This window comes from Micromonospora cathayae (assembly GCF_028993575.1).
In the GTDB taxonomy this organism is placed as follows: domain Bacteria; phylum Actinomycetota; class Actinomycetes; order Mycobacteriales; family Micromonosporaceae; genus Micromonospora; species Micromonospora cathayae.
Genome location: NZ_CP118615.1, coordinates 3,796,973 through 3,812,201, shown reverse-complemented (window position 1 = coordinate 3,812,201; position 15,229 = coordinate 3,796,973). Strand labels below are relative to the sequence as shown.

General features: G+C 71.5%; 13 protein-coding genes. 4 read left to right on the top strand and 9 right to left on the bottom strand.

Going from position 1 to position 15,229, the window contains the following annotated elements; all coding sequences use genetic code 11:
- Window positions 1–62 precede the first annotated feature (62 nt).
- Window positions 63–1,115, bottom strand: coding sequence for a S1 family peptidase (locus tag PVK37_RS17475; RefSeq protein ID WP_275028506.1), 1,053 nt, complete (start codon window positions 1,113–1,115; stop codon window positions 63–65).
- Between the two features lie 247 nt (window positions 1,116–1,362).
- Between PVK37_RS17475 and PVK37_RS17470 the strand changes: the two genes are divergently transcribed.
- Window positions 1,363–2,193 (top strand): SGNH/GDSL hydrolase family protein, encoded by an 831-nt coding sequence (locus PVK37_RS17470; RefSeq protein ID WP_275028504.1) that lies wholly within the window; start codon window positions 1,363–1,365, stop codon window positions 2,191–2,193.
- 63 nt (window positions 2,194–2,256) lie between these two features.
- Here PVK37_RS17470 and PVK37_RS17465 read toward each other — a convergent pair whose 3' ends face one another.
- Window positions 2,257–2,733, bottom strand: coding sequence for a winged helix-turn-helix transcriptional regulator (locus tag PVK37_RS17465; protein WP_275028503.1), 477 nt, complete (start codon window positions 2,731–2,733; stop codon window positions 2,257–2,259).
- A 56-nt stretch (window positions 2,734–2,789) separates the two neighbouring features.
- Here PVK37_RS17465 and PVK37_RS17460 point away from each other — a divergent pair, with 56 nt between their 5' ends.
- A complete protein-coding gene (locus tag PVK37_RS17460; RefSeq protein WP_275028502.1) occupies window positions 2,790–3,308 on the top strand; it encodes a PaaI family thioesterase in 519 nt (172 codons plus the stop codon).
- 149 nt (window positions 3,309–3,457) lie between these two features.
- On the opposite strand, the gene PVK37_RS17455 is transcribed toward PVK37_RS17460, so the two are convergent.
- The 3 genes from PVK37_RS17455 to PVK37_RS17445 form a co-directional block, all read right to left on the bottom strand.
- Window positions 3,458–4,399: an acyl-ACP desaturase gene (locus PVK37_RS17455; protein ID WP_275028501.1), complete on the bottom strand. Its 942-nt coding sequence runs from the start codon at window positions 4,397–4,399 to the stop codon at window positions 3,458–3,460.
- 73 nt (window positions 4,400–4,472) lie between these two features.
- The gene (gene hisS / locus PVK37_RS17450; protein ID WP_275028500.1) at window positions 4,473–5,804 is read right to left on the bottom strand and encodes a histidine--tRNA ligase; all 1,332 of its coding nucleotides are present in this window, start codon (window positions 5,802–5,804) and stop codon (window positions 4,473–4,475) included.
- A 76-nt stretch (window positions 5,805–5,880) separates the two neighbouring features.
- Window positions 5,881–6,597, bottom strand: a complete 717-nt coding sequence (locus tag PVK37_RS17445) for an MBL fold metallo-hydrolase (RefSeq protein ID WP_275035150.1) — start codon at window positions 6,595–6,597, stop codon at window positions 5,881–5,883.
- A gap of 287 nt (window positions 6,598–6,884) precedes the next feature.
- Between PVK37_RS17445 and PVK37_RS17440 the strand changes: the two genes are divergently transcribed.
- Window positions 6,885–7,769, top strand: coding sequence for a peptidylprolyl isomerase (locus tag PVK37_RS17440; RefSeq protein WP_275028499.1), 885 nt, complete (start codon window positions 6,885–6,887; stop codon window positions 7,767–7,769).
- Window positions 7,770–7,836: 67 nt separating this feature from the next.
- On the top strand, window positions 7,837–8,673 hold the full coding sequence (locus PVK37_RS17435) for a peptidylprolyl isomerase (protein WP_275028498.1): 837 nt from the start codon (window positions 7,837–7,839) through the stop codon (window positions 8,671–8,673).
- 63 nt (window positions 8,674–8,736) lie between these two features.
- On the opposite strand, the gene PVK37_RS17430 is transcribed toward PVK37_RS17435, so the two are convergent.
- From PVK37_RS17430 to secD, 4 genes are all read right to left on the bottom strand, one after another.
- A complete protein-coding gene (locus tag PVK37_RS17430; RefSeq protein ID WP_423791087.1) occupies window positions 8,737–11,208 on the bottom strand; it encodes a RelA/SpoT family protein in 2,472 nt (823 codons plus the stop codon).
- 194 nt (window positions 11,209–11,402) lie between these two features.
- Window positions 11,403–11,969, bottom strand: coding sequence for an adenine phosphoribosyltransferase (locus PVK37_RS17425; RefSeq protein WP_275028495.1), 567 nt, complete (start codon window positions 11,967–11,969; stop codon window positions 11,403–11,405).
- A 132-nt stretch (window positions 11,970–12,101) separates the two neighbouring features.
- Complete coding sequence (secF, locus tag PVK37_RS17420) at window positions 12,102–13,289, bottom strand: protein translocase subunit SecF (RefSeq protein ID WP_275028494.1); 1,188 nt, start codon at window positions 13,287–13,289, stop codon at window positions 12,102–12,104.
- Between the two features lies 1 nt (window position 13,290).
- Window positions 13,291–15,180: a protein translocase subunit SecD gene (gene secD, locus PVK37_RS17415; protein WP_275028493.1), complete on the bottom strand. Its 1,890-nt coding sequence runs from the start codon at window positions 15,178–15,180 to the stop codon at window positions 13,291–13,293.
- Window positions 15,181–15,229: the final 49 nt, after the last annotated feature.

The following is a 15,229-nucleotide window of genomic DNA, read 5'->3' as shown; positions in this document are numbered from 1 at the left end:
TCCGCTTTCGCGTCGAGCTACCGGGGTCCGGTCAGCGGTCGAGCTGCCGGCTCCGGTACGGATCAGAAGACGGAGACCCCGTAGACGCCGAGCGCCTCGGTGACCGGCTGGAAGAACGTGGTCCCGCCGAAGGAGCAGTTGCCGCTGCCCCCGGAGGTCAGGCCCAGCGCGGTGCCGCCGCTGAACAGCGAGCCGCCGGAGTCACCCGGCTCGGCGCAGATGTTGGTGCGGATCAGGCCGGAGACCGAGCCCTCGGCGTAGTTCACCGTGGCGTTGGTCGCGGTGACCGAGCCGCTGCGCAGGCCGGTGGTGCTGCCGGAGCGCTGCGCCGACTGGCCGACGACCGCGTTGCCGGAGCCCGTGATGTCGCGGAAGGTGCCGTTGTACAGGGACACGTTGCCGGTGGCGTTGGCGGAGTTGTTGTGCCGCACGATGCCGTAGTCGTTGCCCGGGAAGCTGGTGCCGGCGCGGGAGCCCAGCAGGTTGGTCTGGGCGGAGTTGCTGTACCAGCTCGACGAGATGTTGGTGCAGTGGCCGGCGGTGAGGAAGTAGTAGGTGCTGCCGCTGCGGACGTTGAAGCCCAGCGAGCAGCGACCGCCGCCACCGGCGTAGATGGCCTGGCCGCCGGAGATCCGGGTGCTGTACGTGCCGGCCTCCTGCTCGACGCGGACGGTGCCGCCGAGCTTGCTGGCGACGGCCTGCACCTTCGCCAGCTTGGCGCCGGTGACGGTGCTGTCGACGGAGACGACGACCTGGTTGCTCACCGGGTCGGTCCACCAGGCGGTGCCCGGGATCTTCGCGGAGCGGTCCAGCTCGGCGGTGGCGGCCTTCAGTTCGGCGGCACCCCGCTTGACGATCTTCGCGGTCGCGCCGGCGGCGGTGACCTGGCGGGCGGCGGCGGCGTCGGTGACGGTGACGACCATCTTGCCGCTGGCGTCGAGGTAGGCGCCGGCGGAACGGTCGCCGAGGCGCTCGGCCAGGCCGGTGGCGGCGTCGGGGGAGGCAGGCGAGACGGGGGCGGCCTGGGCCGGCGCGCCGAGCAACGAGCCGGCGACCAGGGTTCCGGCGAAGGCGACGGTCGCGGCGCGGCGGAGCATTGACCTCGTGGGTCGCATGTACATCCTCCAAAGAGGGGGCGGGGGCACACCGTTCGGCGATGCCCGGGACCACCCGAACGACCTGGGGGAACCGATCGGGTGAGCTGAAGTATTCACATATTTAAGTTCATCTGCAAGACCCCCTTTGCCCGGGTTGACCAGCACGGGACACGTCATCAGCCGGCAACATTGTGGACACAGATGATGGTCTATACGCTCTGCTCACCGTGTCTTTCTCGTCGGCAACCGTGATCCGGAGGCCCCGATGACCCCCATCCGTCGCGCGCTCACCGTCCTCACCGCCCTCGCCGTCAGCGTCCCCCTGCTCGGCGCGCCGGCCACCGCCGACGCCGGCCCACCACCGACGTCGATGGCCAGCCTCGGCGACTCCATCACCCGCGGCTTCAACGCCTGCGGGTGGTACGTCGACTGCACCTCGCGCTCGTTCAGCACCGGCGACGACTCCGGCGTCAACAGCCACTACCTGCGCATCCGCGCGGTCGACCCGGCCATCGGCGGACGCAACCACAACGACGCGCGCACCGGCGCGAAGTCCGCCGACCTGCCCGGACAGGCGAGCACCGCGGTCAGCCAGGGCGTCGGCTACGTGACCGTCCTGATCGGCGCGAACGACGCCTGCACCAGCTCCGAGTCGAGCATGACCCCGGTGAGCACCTACCGGGCGAACATCGACACCGCCCTGGCCCGGATCAAGGCCGGCCTACCGAACGCCCGGGTCGCGCTGATCAGCGTGCCCGACATCCACCGGCTCTGGGCGGTGGGCAAGGACAGCGGCAGCGCGCGCAGCGCCTGGGGACTCTTCGGCATCTGCCAGTCGATGCTGGCGAACCCGACCTCCACCGCGCAGGCCGACGTCGACCGGCGGGCCCGGGTCCGGCAACGCGTGATCGACTACAACACCCAGCTCGCCCAGGCGTGCGCCGCGTACGGCAGCAACTGCGACTTCGACGGCAACGCGGTGTTCAACTACCCGTTCACCCTCGGCCAGCTCTCCGGCTGGGACTACTTCCACCCCAACACCGCCGGCCAGCAGGTGCTGGCGAACGTCTCGTACGCCGCCGGTTTCCGCTGGTGACGACGGCCTGCCGGGCGGGTGGGCGGTGACCGCCGCGCACCCGCCCGCGTGGCGCGGCCGGCCTCAGTCGGCGCGCCGGCGCGCGCCGGGGCCCGGCCGGGGCACCAGGTCACGCGGCTCGGTCACCTCGTGTCCCGCAGCGCAACGCAGCTCGACTTGTACCTCCGCGCCGCAGTCACGGTGCCGGACGCGCAACGGCGATCCCTCCGGGTCGGCCAGGTAGCGGTCCCCCCAGGCGAGCACCGCCACCAGCACCGGCCACAGGTCGAGGCCCATCGGGGTGAGCCGGTACTCGTGGCGCACCCGCGCACCCGGTTCCCGGTACGGCTCCCGGCGCAGCACCCCCTGGGCGACCAGGCCGGCCAACCGGTTGGTGAGCACCTGCCGGGGGATGCCGGTGCGCACCCGCATGTCGTCGAAGCGGCGCACCCCGTTGAACACCTCGCGGAGCACCACCACGGTCCACCGCTCGCCGAGGATCGCCATCGCCCGGCCGATGGTGCAGTTCTCCACCGACCAGTCCAGTGCCTCGGGTCTCATACCGACCAGGCTAGGTCTCGTTGACAGACGCAGCAACGCGCTGCCAGGCTGGGTCCGTGACACAGACCCAGGACCCGACACGCAGCCGTACCTTCTCCTGGTCGGACCCGGCCGCCAACGCCGCCCACGTCGGCCGACGCGGCGGTCTCGAACTGCTCCAGGCGATGATCGCTGGCGAGCTGGCCGCGCCACCGGTCATGCACCTGATGGACATGGCCCGGATGGACGTCGCCGAGGGTTGGGTGGCCGTCGAGCTGACCCCACAGGAGTTCCACTACAACCCGCTGGGCACCGTGCACGGCGGGGTCATCTCGACGTTGCTCGACACCGCCGCCGCGTGCGCCGTGCACACCACGCTCCCCGCCGGCGTCGGCTACACCTCGCTCGACCTGAACGTGAAGTTCCTCCGCGCGGTCACCGTGGCATCGGGCACGCTGCGCTGCGAGGGCACCGTGCTGCAACGCGGGCGACGGACCGCCCTCGCCGAGGCCCGGCTGACCGACGCGGCCGGCCGCCTGGTCGCCCACGCCACGTCGAGCTGTCTGCTGTTCGACCTGGCCCACTCCCCCGCCTGACCCGGCCGGCACGACCGCCGCCGCACCGGACGGCACGGCGGGTCCGGCCCGACGGCAGGACCACTGCCGGTCGGGCCCGTCCCCGACCGGCGCTGTCGGGCGGCGGCCCCCTCCGCTACCAGAGCCGGCCGGAGCCCGCCCCCGCCCCCTCAGCGGGCGGCGAGTCGGGCCGCGCGGGCGTCGCGCTTCTCCTCGAACCGGGACGCCGCCCGCTCCAGGTCGTCGAGGTGGGTGGCGATCAGCTCCCGGGCCTTCTCACCGTCGGCGTCCAGCCCGGAGACGTTGAACACGTCCCACTGCCGCAGCACCGGGACCACCACGTCGTCGCGGTGCTGACGCAGGTCGTAGATGCCGGCCAGGGCGATCGCCACCGACTTGCGGGCGAAACCGTCGATGCCGACGCCGGGCATCTGGAAGTCGGTCAGCACGTCGGCCACCGCGCGCATCGCCTGACCGGGGGCCAGCTCGAACGCGGCGGCCAGCAGGTTGCGGTAGAAGACCATGTGCAGGTTCTCGTCCGCCGCCACCTTGGCCAGCAGCGCCTCGCATCTCGGGTCGCCGGTGAGCTTGCCGGTGTTGCGGTGCGAGATCCGGGTGGCCAACTCCTGGAACGACACGTACGCCAGGGTGTGCAGCACCTCGTCGTCGTGGTTGTTGGAGTAGCCGGCCGTCATGTGCACCATCCGGGCCCGCTCCAGGGCCACCGGGTCCACCGCCCGGGTCACCGTGAGGTAGTCGCGGATCGCGGTGCCGTGCCGGCCCTCCTCCGCCGTCCACCGCCCCACCCAGGTCCCCCAGGCCCCGTCCGGCCCGAACAGGGTCGCGATCTGGTGGTGGTACGAGGGGAGGTTGTCCTCGGTGAGCAGGTTGACGATCAGCGCCGTCCGGGCCACCTCGGGAATCGTCGAGTCCTGCGGCGACCACGCCTCGCCACCGAGCGGGCCGTCGAAGGTGCGTCCCTCGCTCCACGGCACGTACTCGTGCGGGAACCACTCCTTCGCCACGCCGAGGTGGCGGTTCAGGTTCTTCTCGACGACGGACTCGAGTTCGAGGAGCAGCGCGGTCTGGCTGAGTACGGTGCTGGCGGTCACGAGTTCTTTCTCCCTACGGTGGCGTAACTTACGCCACCGTAGGGACTCTAACCCGTACGCGCGAGTAACCGGCTCAGCCCACCAGCGGTTTCAGGTCCGCCCGGGGTGGCGTCCACTCCCCCGCGGCGGCGCTGACCTGCTCACCCGTCCGGATGTCCTTCACCTCGTCCGGAGCCCCGTCGACCCCGGGGAACCAGACGTACGGGATGCCGCGCCGCTCGGCGTACCGGATCTGCTTGCCGAACTTCGCGGCCGTCGGCGACACCTCGCACGGGACGCCCCGCCCGCGCAACGCCTGGGCGATCCGGTCCGTCTCCGCCCGCCGCTCCTCGGTCGGGACCGCCACCAGCACGCAGGTCGGCACGCTGCGCGACACGGTGAGCCGGTCGGCCCCGAACAGCAGGCCCAGCAGCCGGCTCACCCCGATCGAGATGCCCACCCCCGGGAACCGGTTCGCCCCCGAGCTGGCCAGGTTGTCGTACCGGCCGCCGGAGCAGATCGAGCCGAACCGCTCGAAGCCCTGCAACTGGGTCTCGTAGACCGTGCCGGTGTAGTAGTCCAGCCCCCGGGCGATCCGCAGGTCGGCCACGCAGAGCCCGGGGGCGTGCGCCGCCGCGGTCTCCACCACCCGGGTCAGCTCCTCGATCCCCTCGTCCAGCAGCGGGTGGGACACCCCGAGCGCCCGGACCCGGGCGGCGAACGAGGCGTCCGGCGCGGAGATCGCCGCCAGGTCCAGGCAGGCCCGCGCCTGGGTCTCGGTCGCCCCGGCGGTCTCGCCGAGCAGCGCGGCCACCCGGTCCGGGCCGATCTTGTCGAGCTTGTCCACCGCGCGCAGCGCCGCCTCCGGGTCGGTCAGCCCCAGGCCGAGGTAGAAGCCCTCGCAGACCTTGCGGTTGTTGACCTGGATGGTCACCGGCGGGATCGGCAGGCCGCGCAGGGCGTCCCCGATCACCAGCGGCATCTCCGCCTCGTGGTGCGCGGCCAGGGTGTCCCGGTCCACGATGTCGATGTCGGCCTGGAGGAACTCCCGGTAGCGGCCCTCCTGCGGGCGCTCGCCCCGCCACACCTTCTGGATCTGGTAGCGGCGGAACGGGAACTGGAGCTTCCCGGCGTTCTCCAGCACGTACCGGGCGAACGGCACGGTCAGGTCGAAGTGCAGGCCGAGGGTGTCGTCGGCGGCCGGGGCGGCGCCCTCCTCCTCGTGCAGCCGGCGGATCACGTAGACCTCCTTGGAGGTCTCCCCCTTGCGCAGCAGCTGGTCCAGCGGCTCCACCGCGCGGGTCTCCAGCGGGGCGAAGCCGTACAGCTCGAAGGTGTCGCGGAGCCGGTCCAGCACGTACTGCTCGATCATGCGCTGGGACGGCGTCCACTCCGGGAACCCGGAGATGGGCGTGGGCTTGCTCATCGATGCTCCTTGAACTCCCGGGACGCGCCGCGTGCCGGGTGACGTCGAGAGGCCCGCGCGCCGCGCGGGCGGGGTACTACCAGCCGCGGGTGGGTGCCGGGCGCGCGCCGCCGTCACCGGCGACCTCGATGAGGTACGGGTTGCTCGCGCGCTCCCGACCGATGGTGGTCGCGGGGCCGTGGCCGGGCAGCACGACGGTGTCGTCGGCCAGCGGGAGGATCTTCTCCCGGAGGCTGGTCACCATCGCGGGCATGCTGCCGCCCCACAGGTCGGTACGGCCGATCGAGCCGGCGAACAGCACGTCACCGGAGAGGCAGATCTGCTCCGCCTCGAAGGGCGAGCCGGCGCCGGGCAACCGGAACAGCACCGACCCGCCGGTATGGCCCGGGGCGTGGTCGACGGTGATCTCCAGCCCGGCCAGGGCCAGGGTCGCGCCGTCGGTCAGCTCGGCGACGTCCTCCGGCTCGCTGTACGGCAGGCGACCCCCGAAGAGCTGGCTGAGGTCCATGGAGAGGGCCTTGCCGGGGTCGGCGAGCAGCTCCAGGTCGGCCGGGTGGACGTACGCGGTGATGCCCCGCGCGCCGCAGACCGGGGCGACCGAGAAGGTGTGGTCGAGATGGCCGTGGGTGAGCAGCACGGCGGCCGGATGCAGACGGTGCTCGGCCAGCAGGGCGTCGAGCCGGTCGACCACCCCGATGCCCGGGTCGACGACCACGCACTGCTCCCCCGGCGCGGTGGCGACCACGTAGCAGTTGGTGCCGAAGGCGTCCGCGGGAAAGCCGGCCACGAACACGTCCGCTCCCCTTTCGTCGTCGGTGTCGTACCTCTCGCAGCAGCCTAGCCGGGCGGACACCATGACCACGGCGCGGCCACCCCGGGTGGGCCCACCGACGCGGGCAGTGAGAGCCGACGATAAACCCCGGTGACCGACCTGGTACACCACATTCCCAGTCGGTACCCGTACACTCTGGCGGGCGTGTGGCGTGGCGCACGTGCGCACCAGGAACGCGCACCGGCGCACGACGGGGCGCACCGGCGCCCGTCCGCCATGACGACCAGGGTAGAGGAAGGGGAGCGCGGGTGGCTTCCAGCAGGGACCGGCAGCGCAAGCTGGCACGGGAGAAGCTCGACCGGCAGATGGCCCGCCGGGCGGCCCGGGTGAAGCGTCGCCGGCAGATCCAGGCCGGCGTCGGTGCCGCGGTGGTGCTCGTCCTGATCGTGGTCGGCTCGGTGTGGGCCCTCGGCGGCTTCGACCGCGACCCGGAGGACAACCAGGCCGCACCGGACGTCTGCGCGTGGACCCCGCAGAACACCGAGGGCAACGCCAACCTCAAGGACGTCGGTACCCCGGAGACCAAGGGGCTGCCCACCTCCGGCACCCGGCCGATGACGGTCACCACCAACCAGGGCGGCCCGATCACCGTCGAGCTGGACCTGGCCGCCGCGCCGTGCGCCGCCGCGAGCATCGCCCACCTGGCCAGCCGGTCGTTCTACGACAACACCACCTGCCACGAGATCACCACCGAGGGCGCGCTGCGCTGCGGCGACCCCAGCGGCACCGACCTGGGCGGCCCCACCTACACGTTCTACGACGAGAACGTCCCGGCCGCCCCGTCGCCCAGCCCGGCGGCCGGTCAGCCGCCCGCGTACCCGAAGGGCACCGTGGCGATGATCGCCAACCCGCCGGGCGCCAACGGCAGCCAGTTCCTGATCTTCTTCAAGGACGCCAACCCGGCTCAGCCGGCCTATTCCGTGATCGGGAAGGTCACCGGCGGGCTCGACGTGGTCGAGAAGGTCGGCAAGCTCGAGACCGTGGACAATGGTTCCGGGGCGAAGGTCAAGCCGAAGACCGACGTGGTGATCCAGAGCCTCACCGTCGGCGAGCCGGCAACGGCGCCGGAGCCGGCCCCCGCGCCGAGCAGCCCGGCGGCCGGTGCGCCGTCGGCCTCGCCGAGCGCCGGCTGACCGGAGCGCCCCACCCGACCCACCAGAAGCGGCAGCGGGCCGCCGACATACATGACGAGGAGTGACCGTGACGTCCACGAAAGAGCGGCAGCGCGCGGCGGCGCGGGCCCGACTCGAGCGGGAGATGGCCGAGCGTGCGGCCAGGGCCCGTAAGCGCCGGCAGGTTCAGGCGATCGTCGGAGCCGGGGCGGCCCTGCTGCTCGTCGTCGCCGGCACGGTGTGGCTCGTCGCGAGCCTCGGTGACGACGACAAGGCCACCGACACCACCGCCGCGTCCGGTACGTCCCTCTGCGTGTGGAACGAGGCCCCGGCCGAGCAGCGGACCCCGCAGACCAAGGACGTCGGCCTGCCCGGGACGCAGCAGCCGAACGTGGGCACCCAGACGATGACCATCGACACCAACCTGGGCCCGATCACCGCCCGGCTCAACCTCGCCGACGTGCCCTGCACGGCGGCCAGCTTCACCCACCTGGCCAGCAAGAACTTCTTCGACAACACGAAGTGCCACCGGCTGGTGACCGAGGGGCTCAAGGTGCTGCAGTGCGGTGACCCGAGCGCCACCGGCAAGGGCTACCGGGACACCGACGGCACCGGCGGCCCGCAGTACCGGTTCGCCGAGGAGAACCTGCCCACCGACGAGCGCCCCCCGTACCCGGAGGGCGTCATCGCGATGGCCAACTCCGGGCAGCCGGGCAGCACCGGCAGCCAGTTCTTCATCGTGTACGGCGACTCGCAGCTCGACCCGGCCTACACCGTGCTCGGGAAGATCACCGAGGGCATGGACATCGTGAAGAAGGTCGGCGCGGCCGGGCACGACAACGCGTTCGCCCAGCAGGCCGGGGGTGGTCACCCGAAGACGGAGACCATCATCAAGAAGATCACCATGAGCGAGATCCAGAAGTGATCCGCTGACCCGACCCGACAAAGGGGCCCGCCGGCAGCTGCCGGCGGGCCCCTTTCGCTTTGCTCAGGCGCCCGAGGTGACCCGGTACGCGTCGAAGACACCGTCGACCTTGCGGACCGCGGCCAGCAGGTGGCCCAGGTGCTTCGGGTCGGCCATCTCGAAGCTGAACCGGCTCACCGCCACCCGGTCCCGGGTGGTGGTGACCGTGGCGGAGAGGATGTTCACCCGCTCCTCGGAGAGCACCCGGGTCACGTCGGCCAGCAGCTTGTGCCGGTCGAGGGCCTCCACCTGGATCGCCACCAGGAACGTCGACGCGCTGGTGAGCTTCCAGCTCACCTCGACCACCCGCTCCTGCTGCGCCTTGAGGTCCTCGGCGTTGGCGCAGTCGTCCCGGTGCACGCTCACCCCGCCGGAGCGGGTGACGAACCCGAAGACGGTGTCCGGCGGCACCGGCGTGCAGCACCGGGCCAGCTTGATCCAGACGTCGCTGACCCCCCGGACCACCACGCCCGGGTCGTGGCTGGCGGCCCGGCTGCGCGGCGGACGGGTCGCCACGGCGGTCTCGGCGATGTCCTCGACCGCGCCCTCCTCGCCGCCGTACGTGGCCATCAGCTTCTGCACCACGGACTGCGCGGAGACCTGGCTGTCGCCGACGGCGGCGTAGAGCGAGGCGACGTCGGCCAGGTGCAGGTCCCGGGCGATGGTCATCAGCGCGTCCGGGGTGAGCATCCGCTGCAACGGCATGCCCTGCTTGCGCATCGCCTTGACGATCGCGTCCTTGCCGGCCTCGATCGCCTCCTCACGCCGTTCCTTGTTGAAGTACTGGCGGATCTTGGTACGGGCCCGGGGGCTCTTGACGAAGCCCAGCCAGTCCTGGGTGGGGCCGGCGGTGTCGGACTTCGAGGTGAAGATCTCGATCACGTCGCCGTTGGACAGCGTCGATTCGAGGGGCACCAGCTTGCCGTTGACCCGCGCCCCGATGCACTTGTGCCCGACCTCGGTGTGTACCGCGTACGCGAAGTCCACCGGCGTCGACCCGGTCGGCAGCGGGATGACGTCACCCTTCGGGGTGAAGACGTACACCTCCTGGCTGGACAGGTCGAAGCGCAGCGCGTCGAGGAACTCGCTCGGGTCGGCGGCCTCCCGCTGCCAGTCCAGCAGTTGGCGCAGCCAGGTCATCTCGTCGATGTGCGCGGGCGGGCCGACGATCTGGGTGCCCTTGTGCTCCTTGTACTTCCAGTGCGCGGCGATGCCGAACTCGGCGGTGCGGTGCATCGCGTACGTGCGGATCTGCATCTCGACCGGCTTGCCGGTGGGCCCGATGACCGTCGTGTGCAACGACTGGTACATGTTGAACTTGGGCATCGCGATGTAGTCCTTGAACCGGCCCGGCACCGGCTGCCAGTTCGCGTGGATCACGCCCAGCGCGGCGTAGCAGTCCCGCACCGTGTCGACCAGGATCCGTACCCCGACCAGGTCGTAGATGTCGTTGAAGTCGCGGCCCCGCACGATCATCTTCTGGTAGATCGAGTACAGGTGCTTCGGCCGGCCGGTGGTCTCCGCCTTGATCTTGGCGGCCTTCAGGTCGGTCTGCACCTTCTGGGTGACCTGGCGCAGCAGCGCCTCCCGCTGCGGCTGGTGCTCGCCGATCAGCCGCTGGATCTCCTCGTACCGCTTCGGGAACAGGGTGCCGAAGGCGAGGTCCTCCAGCTCCCACTTGATGGTGTTCATACCGAGGCGGTGCGCCAGCGGGGCGAGGATCTCCAGCGTCTCCTTCGCCTTCTGCTCCCGCTTCGGCGCGGGCAGGAAGGAGAGCGTACGCATGTTGTGCAGCCGGTCGGCGAGCTTGATGACCAGCACCCGCGGGTCCTTCGCCATCGCCACCACCATCTTGCGGATGGTCTCCGCCTTGGCGGCGTCGCCGAGCTTGACCTTGTCGAGCTTGGTCACCCCGTCGACCAGCAGCGCCACCTCGCCGCCGAAGTCGGTCTTCATCTGGTCCAGGGTGTACTCGGTGTCCTCGATGGTGTCGTGCAGCAGCGCCGCCACCAGCGTGGTGGTGTCCATGCCCAGGTTGCCCAGGATGGTGGCGACCGCCAGCGGGTGGGTGATGTAGGGGTCACCGGACTTGCGGTACTGCCCGGAGTGCCAGCGGGCGGCCATGTCGAAGGCGCGCTGGAGCAGCCGGGCGTCGGCCTTCGGGTGGTTCTCCCGGTGGCACGAGATCAGCGGCTCCAGCACCTCGCTGACCTGCGAGGTCTGCCAGGGCGCGTTGAACCGGGCCAGGCGGGCCCGGACCCGTCGACCGGTGGGGAACCCGCCGCCCGAGGCCGCGTCGGACTCGTCGGCCGGAGCTGGATCCACCAGGGGGGCCAGAGCGGCACCGGTCACCGGGGCACCGGTCGTCGGTCGGACCGCCCCGTCGGGGCCGGCCGGGCCGACGCCGTCACCCGGCACACCCACTGCCCCGGCACCGGTACGGTCGATGGTCGTCGAGCTGTCCGCGTCGCCTGTCGGGTACACCGTGCCCTCCACCGGAGGAACGACATCGTGGGACACCGGCCTCCCTCACCGTTCGCCGGAAACGAGCCGCCCGTCACCGGACGGCTGACCTGCCGGGCCGGGTGACCCACGGCCGCCCGGTCAGCAAAGGGCAATGCTACCCGCCGGGTCGATCCCGTGCCGCTCCCCCGGCCGGCCCGCGCCGGGTCACCCCGCAGGCCGACGGATCAAACGGTCAGCAGGGCATGGACGGGACGCGGGGCGAGCTTCGCCCGGCCACCGAGGAAACCCAGCTCCAGCAGGACGGTGAACCCGGCCACCGTGCCGCCGGCCCGCTCGACCAGGTCGAGGGTGGCCTCGGCGGTCCCGCCGGTGGCCAGCACGTCGTCGACCACCAGGACCCGGTGCCCGGCGGTGAACGCGTCCTGGTGCACCTCCAGGGTGGCCTCGCCGTACTCCAGGGCGTAGGAGGCGGTGTGGGTGGCCCGGGGCAGCTTCCCCGCCTTGCGGACCGGCACCACCCCGACCCCGGTGGCGTACGCGATGGCGGCGGCCACCACGAACCCGCGCGCCTCGATCCCGGCCACCACGTCGAAGTTCTCCCGCCCGTGGTGGGCCACGATGCCGTCGATCACCTCGCGGAACACGTCGCCGTCGGCAAACAGCGGCATCAGGTCCTTGAACACGATGCCCGGTTTCGGGAAGTCCGGCACGTCGAGCACCCGACCGGCCACCAGTTCGGCGACGGCCGGACCGCTGTCTCCGCGTACCCCGGTGGTGTGGGTCTCGGTCACGTTTTGTCCCCCTCGACGACGCGGCGTCCGCCATGCTGCTCGCACAGCATGGCGGACGCCGGGATGCCGGTTGTCGGCGGGTGGGCGGTGTGTCCCACCCTGGCGGTCAGCGGACCTGGCCGCCGGTTCGGGTCAGCGGCGCTTGCCGCCGGGACGGCTGCCGCCGCCACCGGCCGGCCGGCCGCCGCGGGCGCCGGTCGGCCGCTTGCCGGCCGGTCGGGCACCCACCTTCGGGGCCACGCCGGCCAGGGCCGCCTGCTCCGGGTCGACCGGCTCGTCGCCCTCGGTGGCGGCCTTCGGGGTGCCCTTCGGGGTCACCTCGCCCCGGGCGATCGCGCCCCGCCGGGCCAGGATGCGCTTGTTGTGCGCCTGGATCCGGGGCTCCTGGTTCTTCAGCAGCACCAGCAGCGGGGTGGCCAGCGAGATCGACGTCAGGAAGGCCACCGCCATACCGACGAAGAGCACCAGGCCGAGGTCCTTCAGGGTGCCCGCGCCGAGCAGGCCGGCACCGATGAAGAGCAGACCACCGACCGGCAGCAGCGCCACCACCGAGGTGTTCAGCGACCGCATCAGGCTCTGGTTGACGGCCAGGTTGGCCGCCTCCCCGTACGTCTGGTTGTTGCTGGCGGTGATCCCCCGGGTGTTCTCCTGCACCTTGTCGAAGACCACCACCACGTCGTACAGCGCGAAGCCGAGAATGGTGAGGAAACCGATCACCGTGGACGGGGTGACCTCGAAGCCGACGGCGGAGTAGATGCCGGCGGTGATGATCAGGTTCAGGAAGAGCGAGGCGACCGCGGCGGCGGCCATCCGCCACTCGAACCGCAGGATCAGGTACAGGGTGACCAGCGCCACGAAGATCACCAGACCGAGCAGGGCCCGGGAGGTGACCTGGCTGCCCCACGCCTCGCTGACCTGGTTGGCGCTGATCTGGTCCGGGTTGAGTCCGAAGTCCTCGGCGAGCGCGAGCTTCACCGCCTCGGACTCCCCGGCGTCCAGCGTCGAGGTGCGCAGCTCGTAGAAGTCGCCGCTCGGACCGCCGACCTCCTGGGCGGTGACCAGCTCGGCCCCGCCACCCGGGCCGGCCAGCGCGTCCCTGACCTTGTCCTCGGTCTGCTCCAGGGTGCCGACGCTGGCCGGCACCTGGAAGGAGTTACCGCCGCTGAACTCGATGCCCAGGCTGAAACCGCGCAGCGCGAAGCTGAGGATCGCCAGCAGGACCAGCACGCCGGCGACGGTGAACCAGACCTTGCGGCGGCCGACGATGTCGAGACCGGCCTCGCCCCGGTAGAGCCGGTTCGCCAGACCACTCTTTGCCATCTCAGGCCTCCTTGGCGCGCGGGTTGCGGGTGGACGCCTGCTCGGTGCCCTTGGCGGGGAGCACCCGGCCCAGACCGCTGACCCGTGGGGACAGGAACGCCCGGGTCCGGGCGAACATCGTCATGATCGGGTGTCGGAAGAGGAACACCACCACCAGGTCGAGCACGGTGGCCAGCCCCAGGGCGAACGCGAAGCCCTTCACCGCGCCGACCGAGACGATGTAGAGCACCACGGCCGACAGGATGGTGATGGCGTTCGCCGAGATGATCGTCCGGCGGGCCCGGACCCAGGCGCGCGGCACCGCGCTGCGCGGGCTGCGGCCCTCGCGGATCTCGTCCTTGAGCCGCTCGAAGTAGATGACGAACGAGTCCGCCGCCACACCGAGTGAGACGATCATGCCGGCGATGCCGGCGAGGGTCAGCGTGAAGCCGATCTGCCGGCCCAGGTAGACCAGCGCGCCGAAGACCAGCAGCGCGGACAGCACCAGGCTCAGGAAGATCACCGAGCCGAGCAGCCGGTAGTAGAAGAACGCGTAGATGATGACCAGCGCCATGCCGATACCGGCGGCGAGCAGACCGGCGCGCAGGTGGCTCTCACCCAGGGTGGCGGAGACGTTCTGCTGCTCCTGCGGCTCGAAGGTGACCGGCAGCGCGCCGTAGCGGAGCTGGCTGGACAGCTCGGTGGCGGTCCGGTTGTTGAAGCTGCCGGTGATCTGCGAGTCACCGGTGAGCACGCCCTGGATCTCCGGCGAGGAGATCACGTTGTTGTCCAGCACGACCGCCACCCGGCACTTGCCGTCCTGGCCGAGCGCGGAGGCGTCACACGCCTGGCCCTCGTTGTTGAACGCCTCCCGGGTCAGCGCGGTCCACTTGGACTGGCCGTCACCGGTGAAGTTCAGGCTGACCACCCACTGGCCGGTCTGGTCCAGGGCCGGGTTGGCGTCGTCGACGTCGGTGCCGAGCACCTTCGCGACGTCGAGCAGGTACTTCGCGCCGGTCTCACAGGCCACCGCCTGCTGCTTCTCGTCGTTGATCGAGCCGGCCGGCCGGTCGTCGAGCTGCTCGCAGGTGATGGTCGGCACGTTGAACTGCATGTTCGCCGGCAGCACCGCGATCTCGCGCGGGGTGAGCGTGCCGAACGGCTTCAGCCGCTCGGCCAGCGTCGGGTCGGCGCTGACGTCGGCCGGGGCCTGGAGGCCGTTGGCGGCCTGCCAGGCGGCGGCGCCGACCTTCTGCTCGACGGCCTTGCGCTGCTCCTCGATGCCCTGCGGCACCGGCTCGGCGCTGGCGCTCGGGGCCGGGGCGGCGCTGGCCGACGCGCTCGGGGCAGGGGTGGCGCTGGGGGCGGGCGCACCGCCGCCCTGACCGCCCGCGCTCGGTGACGCGGTGGCCCGCGCCGATGCGCTGGGCGAGGCGGCCGGGCTGCCGGACGGGGCGGGGCTGCCGGACGGTGCCGGGGTGGCCGACGGCGGGGTGGCGGTCGCGCCGCTGCCGTCGGTGACCTTGAGGACCTTGCGGAACCGCAGTTCGGCGGCGGTGCCGACCTCGGTCAGGTCCCGGTTCTCACCGGGCAGCGAGATGACGATGTTCCGGTTGCCCTCGGTGACCACCTCGGCTTCGGCGACCCCGAGCCCGTTGACCCGGTTCTCGATGATCCGGCGGGCCTCTTCGAGGCTCTCCGCACTCGGCGGACGACCGTCGATGGTGTTGGTCGCCTCGAGCGTGAGCCGGGTGCCGCCGACCAGGTCCAGGCCGAGCTTGGGCTCGAGCCGGTCCTTCCAGCCACCGCTGGCCCCGCCCGCGAAGAACACCAAAAGATAGAGGACGACGAAGATGACGCCGAGCACGGCGAGTTGCCGTCCCGGACGCATCTGTCCCTGAGGTGGTGCCACGGCTGTCCTGTCTCCCTGTGCGGTCGCGCCGCTGGTGGTAGGCGGCGGG

Excerpts from the sequence above, each read along its gene's own strand:
- PVK37_RS17475 (WP_275028506.1), bottom strand. The coding sequence starts at position 1,115 with ATGCGACCCACGAGGTCAATGCTCCGCCGCGCCGCGACCGTCGCCTTC.
- PVK37_RS17470 (WP_275028504.1), top strand. The coding sequence starts at position 1,363 with ATGACCCCCATCCGTCGCGCGCTCACCGTCCTCACCGCCCTCGCCGTC.
- PVK37_RS17465 (WP_275028503.1), bottom strand. The coding sequence starts at position 2,733 with ATGAGACCCGAGGCACTGGACTGGTCGGTGGAGAACTGCACCATCGGC.
- hisS (WP_275028500.1), bottom strand. The coding sequence starts at position 5,804 with ATGAGCAAGCCCACGCCCATCTCCGGGTTCCCGGAGTGGACGCCGTCC.
- secF (WP_275028494.1), bottom strand. The coding sequence starts at position 13,289 with ATGGCAAAGAGTGGTCTGGCGAACCGGCTCTACCGGGGCGAGGCCGGT.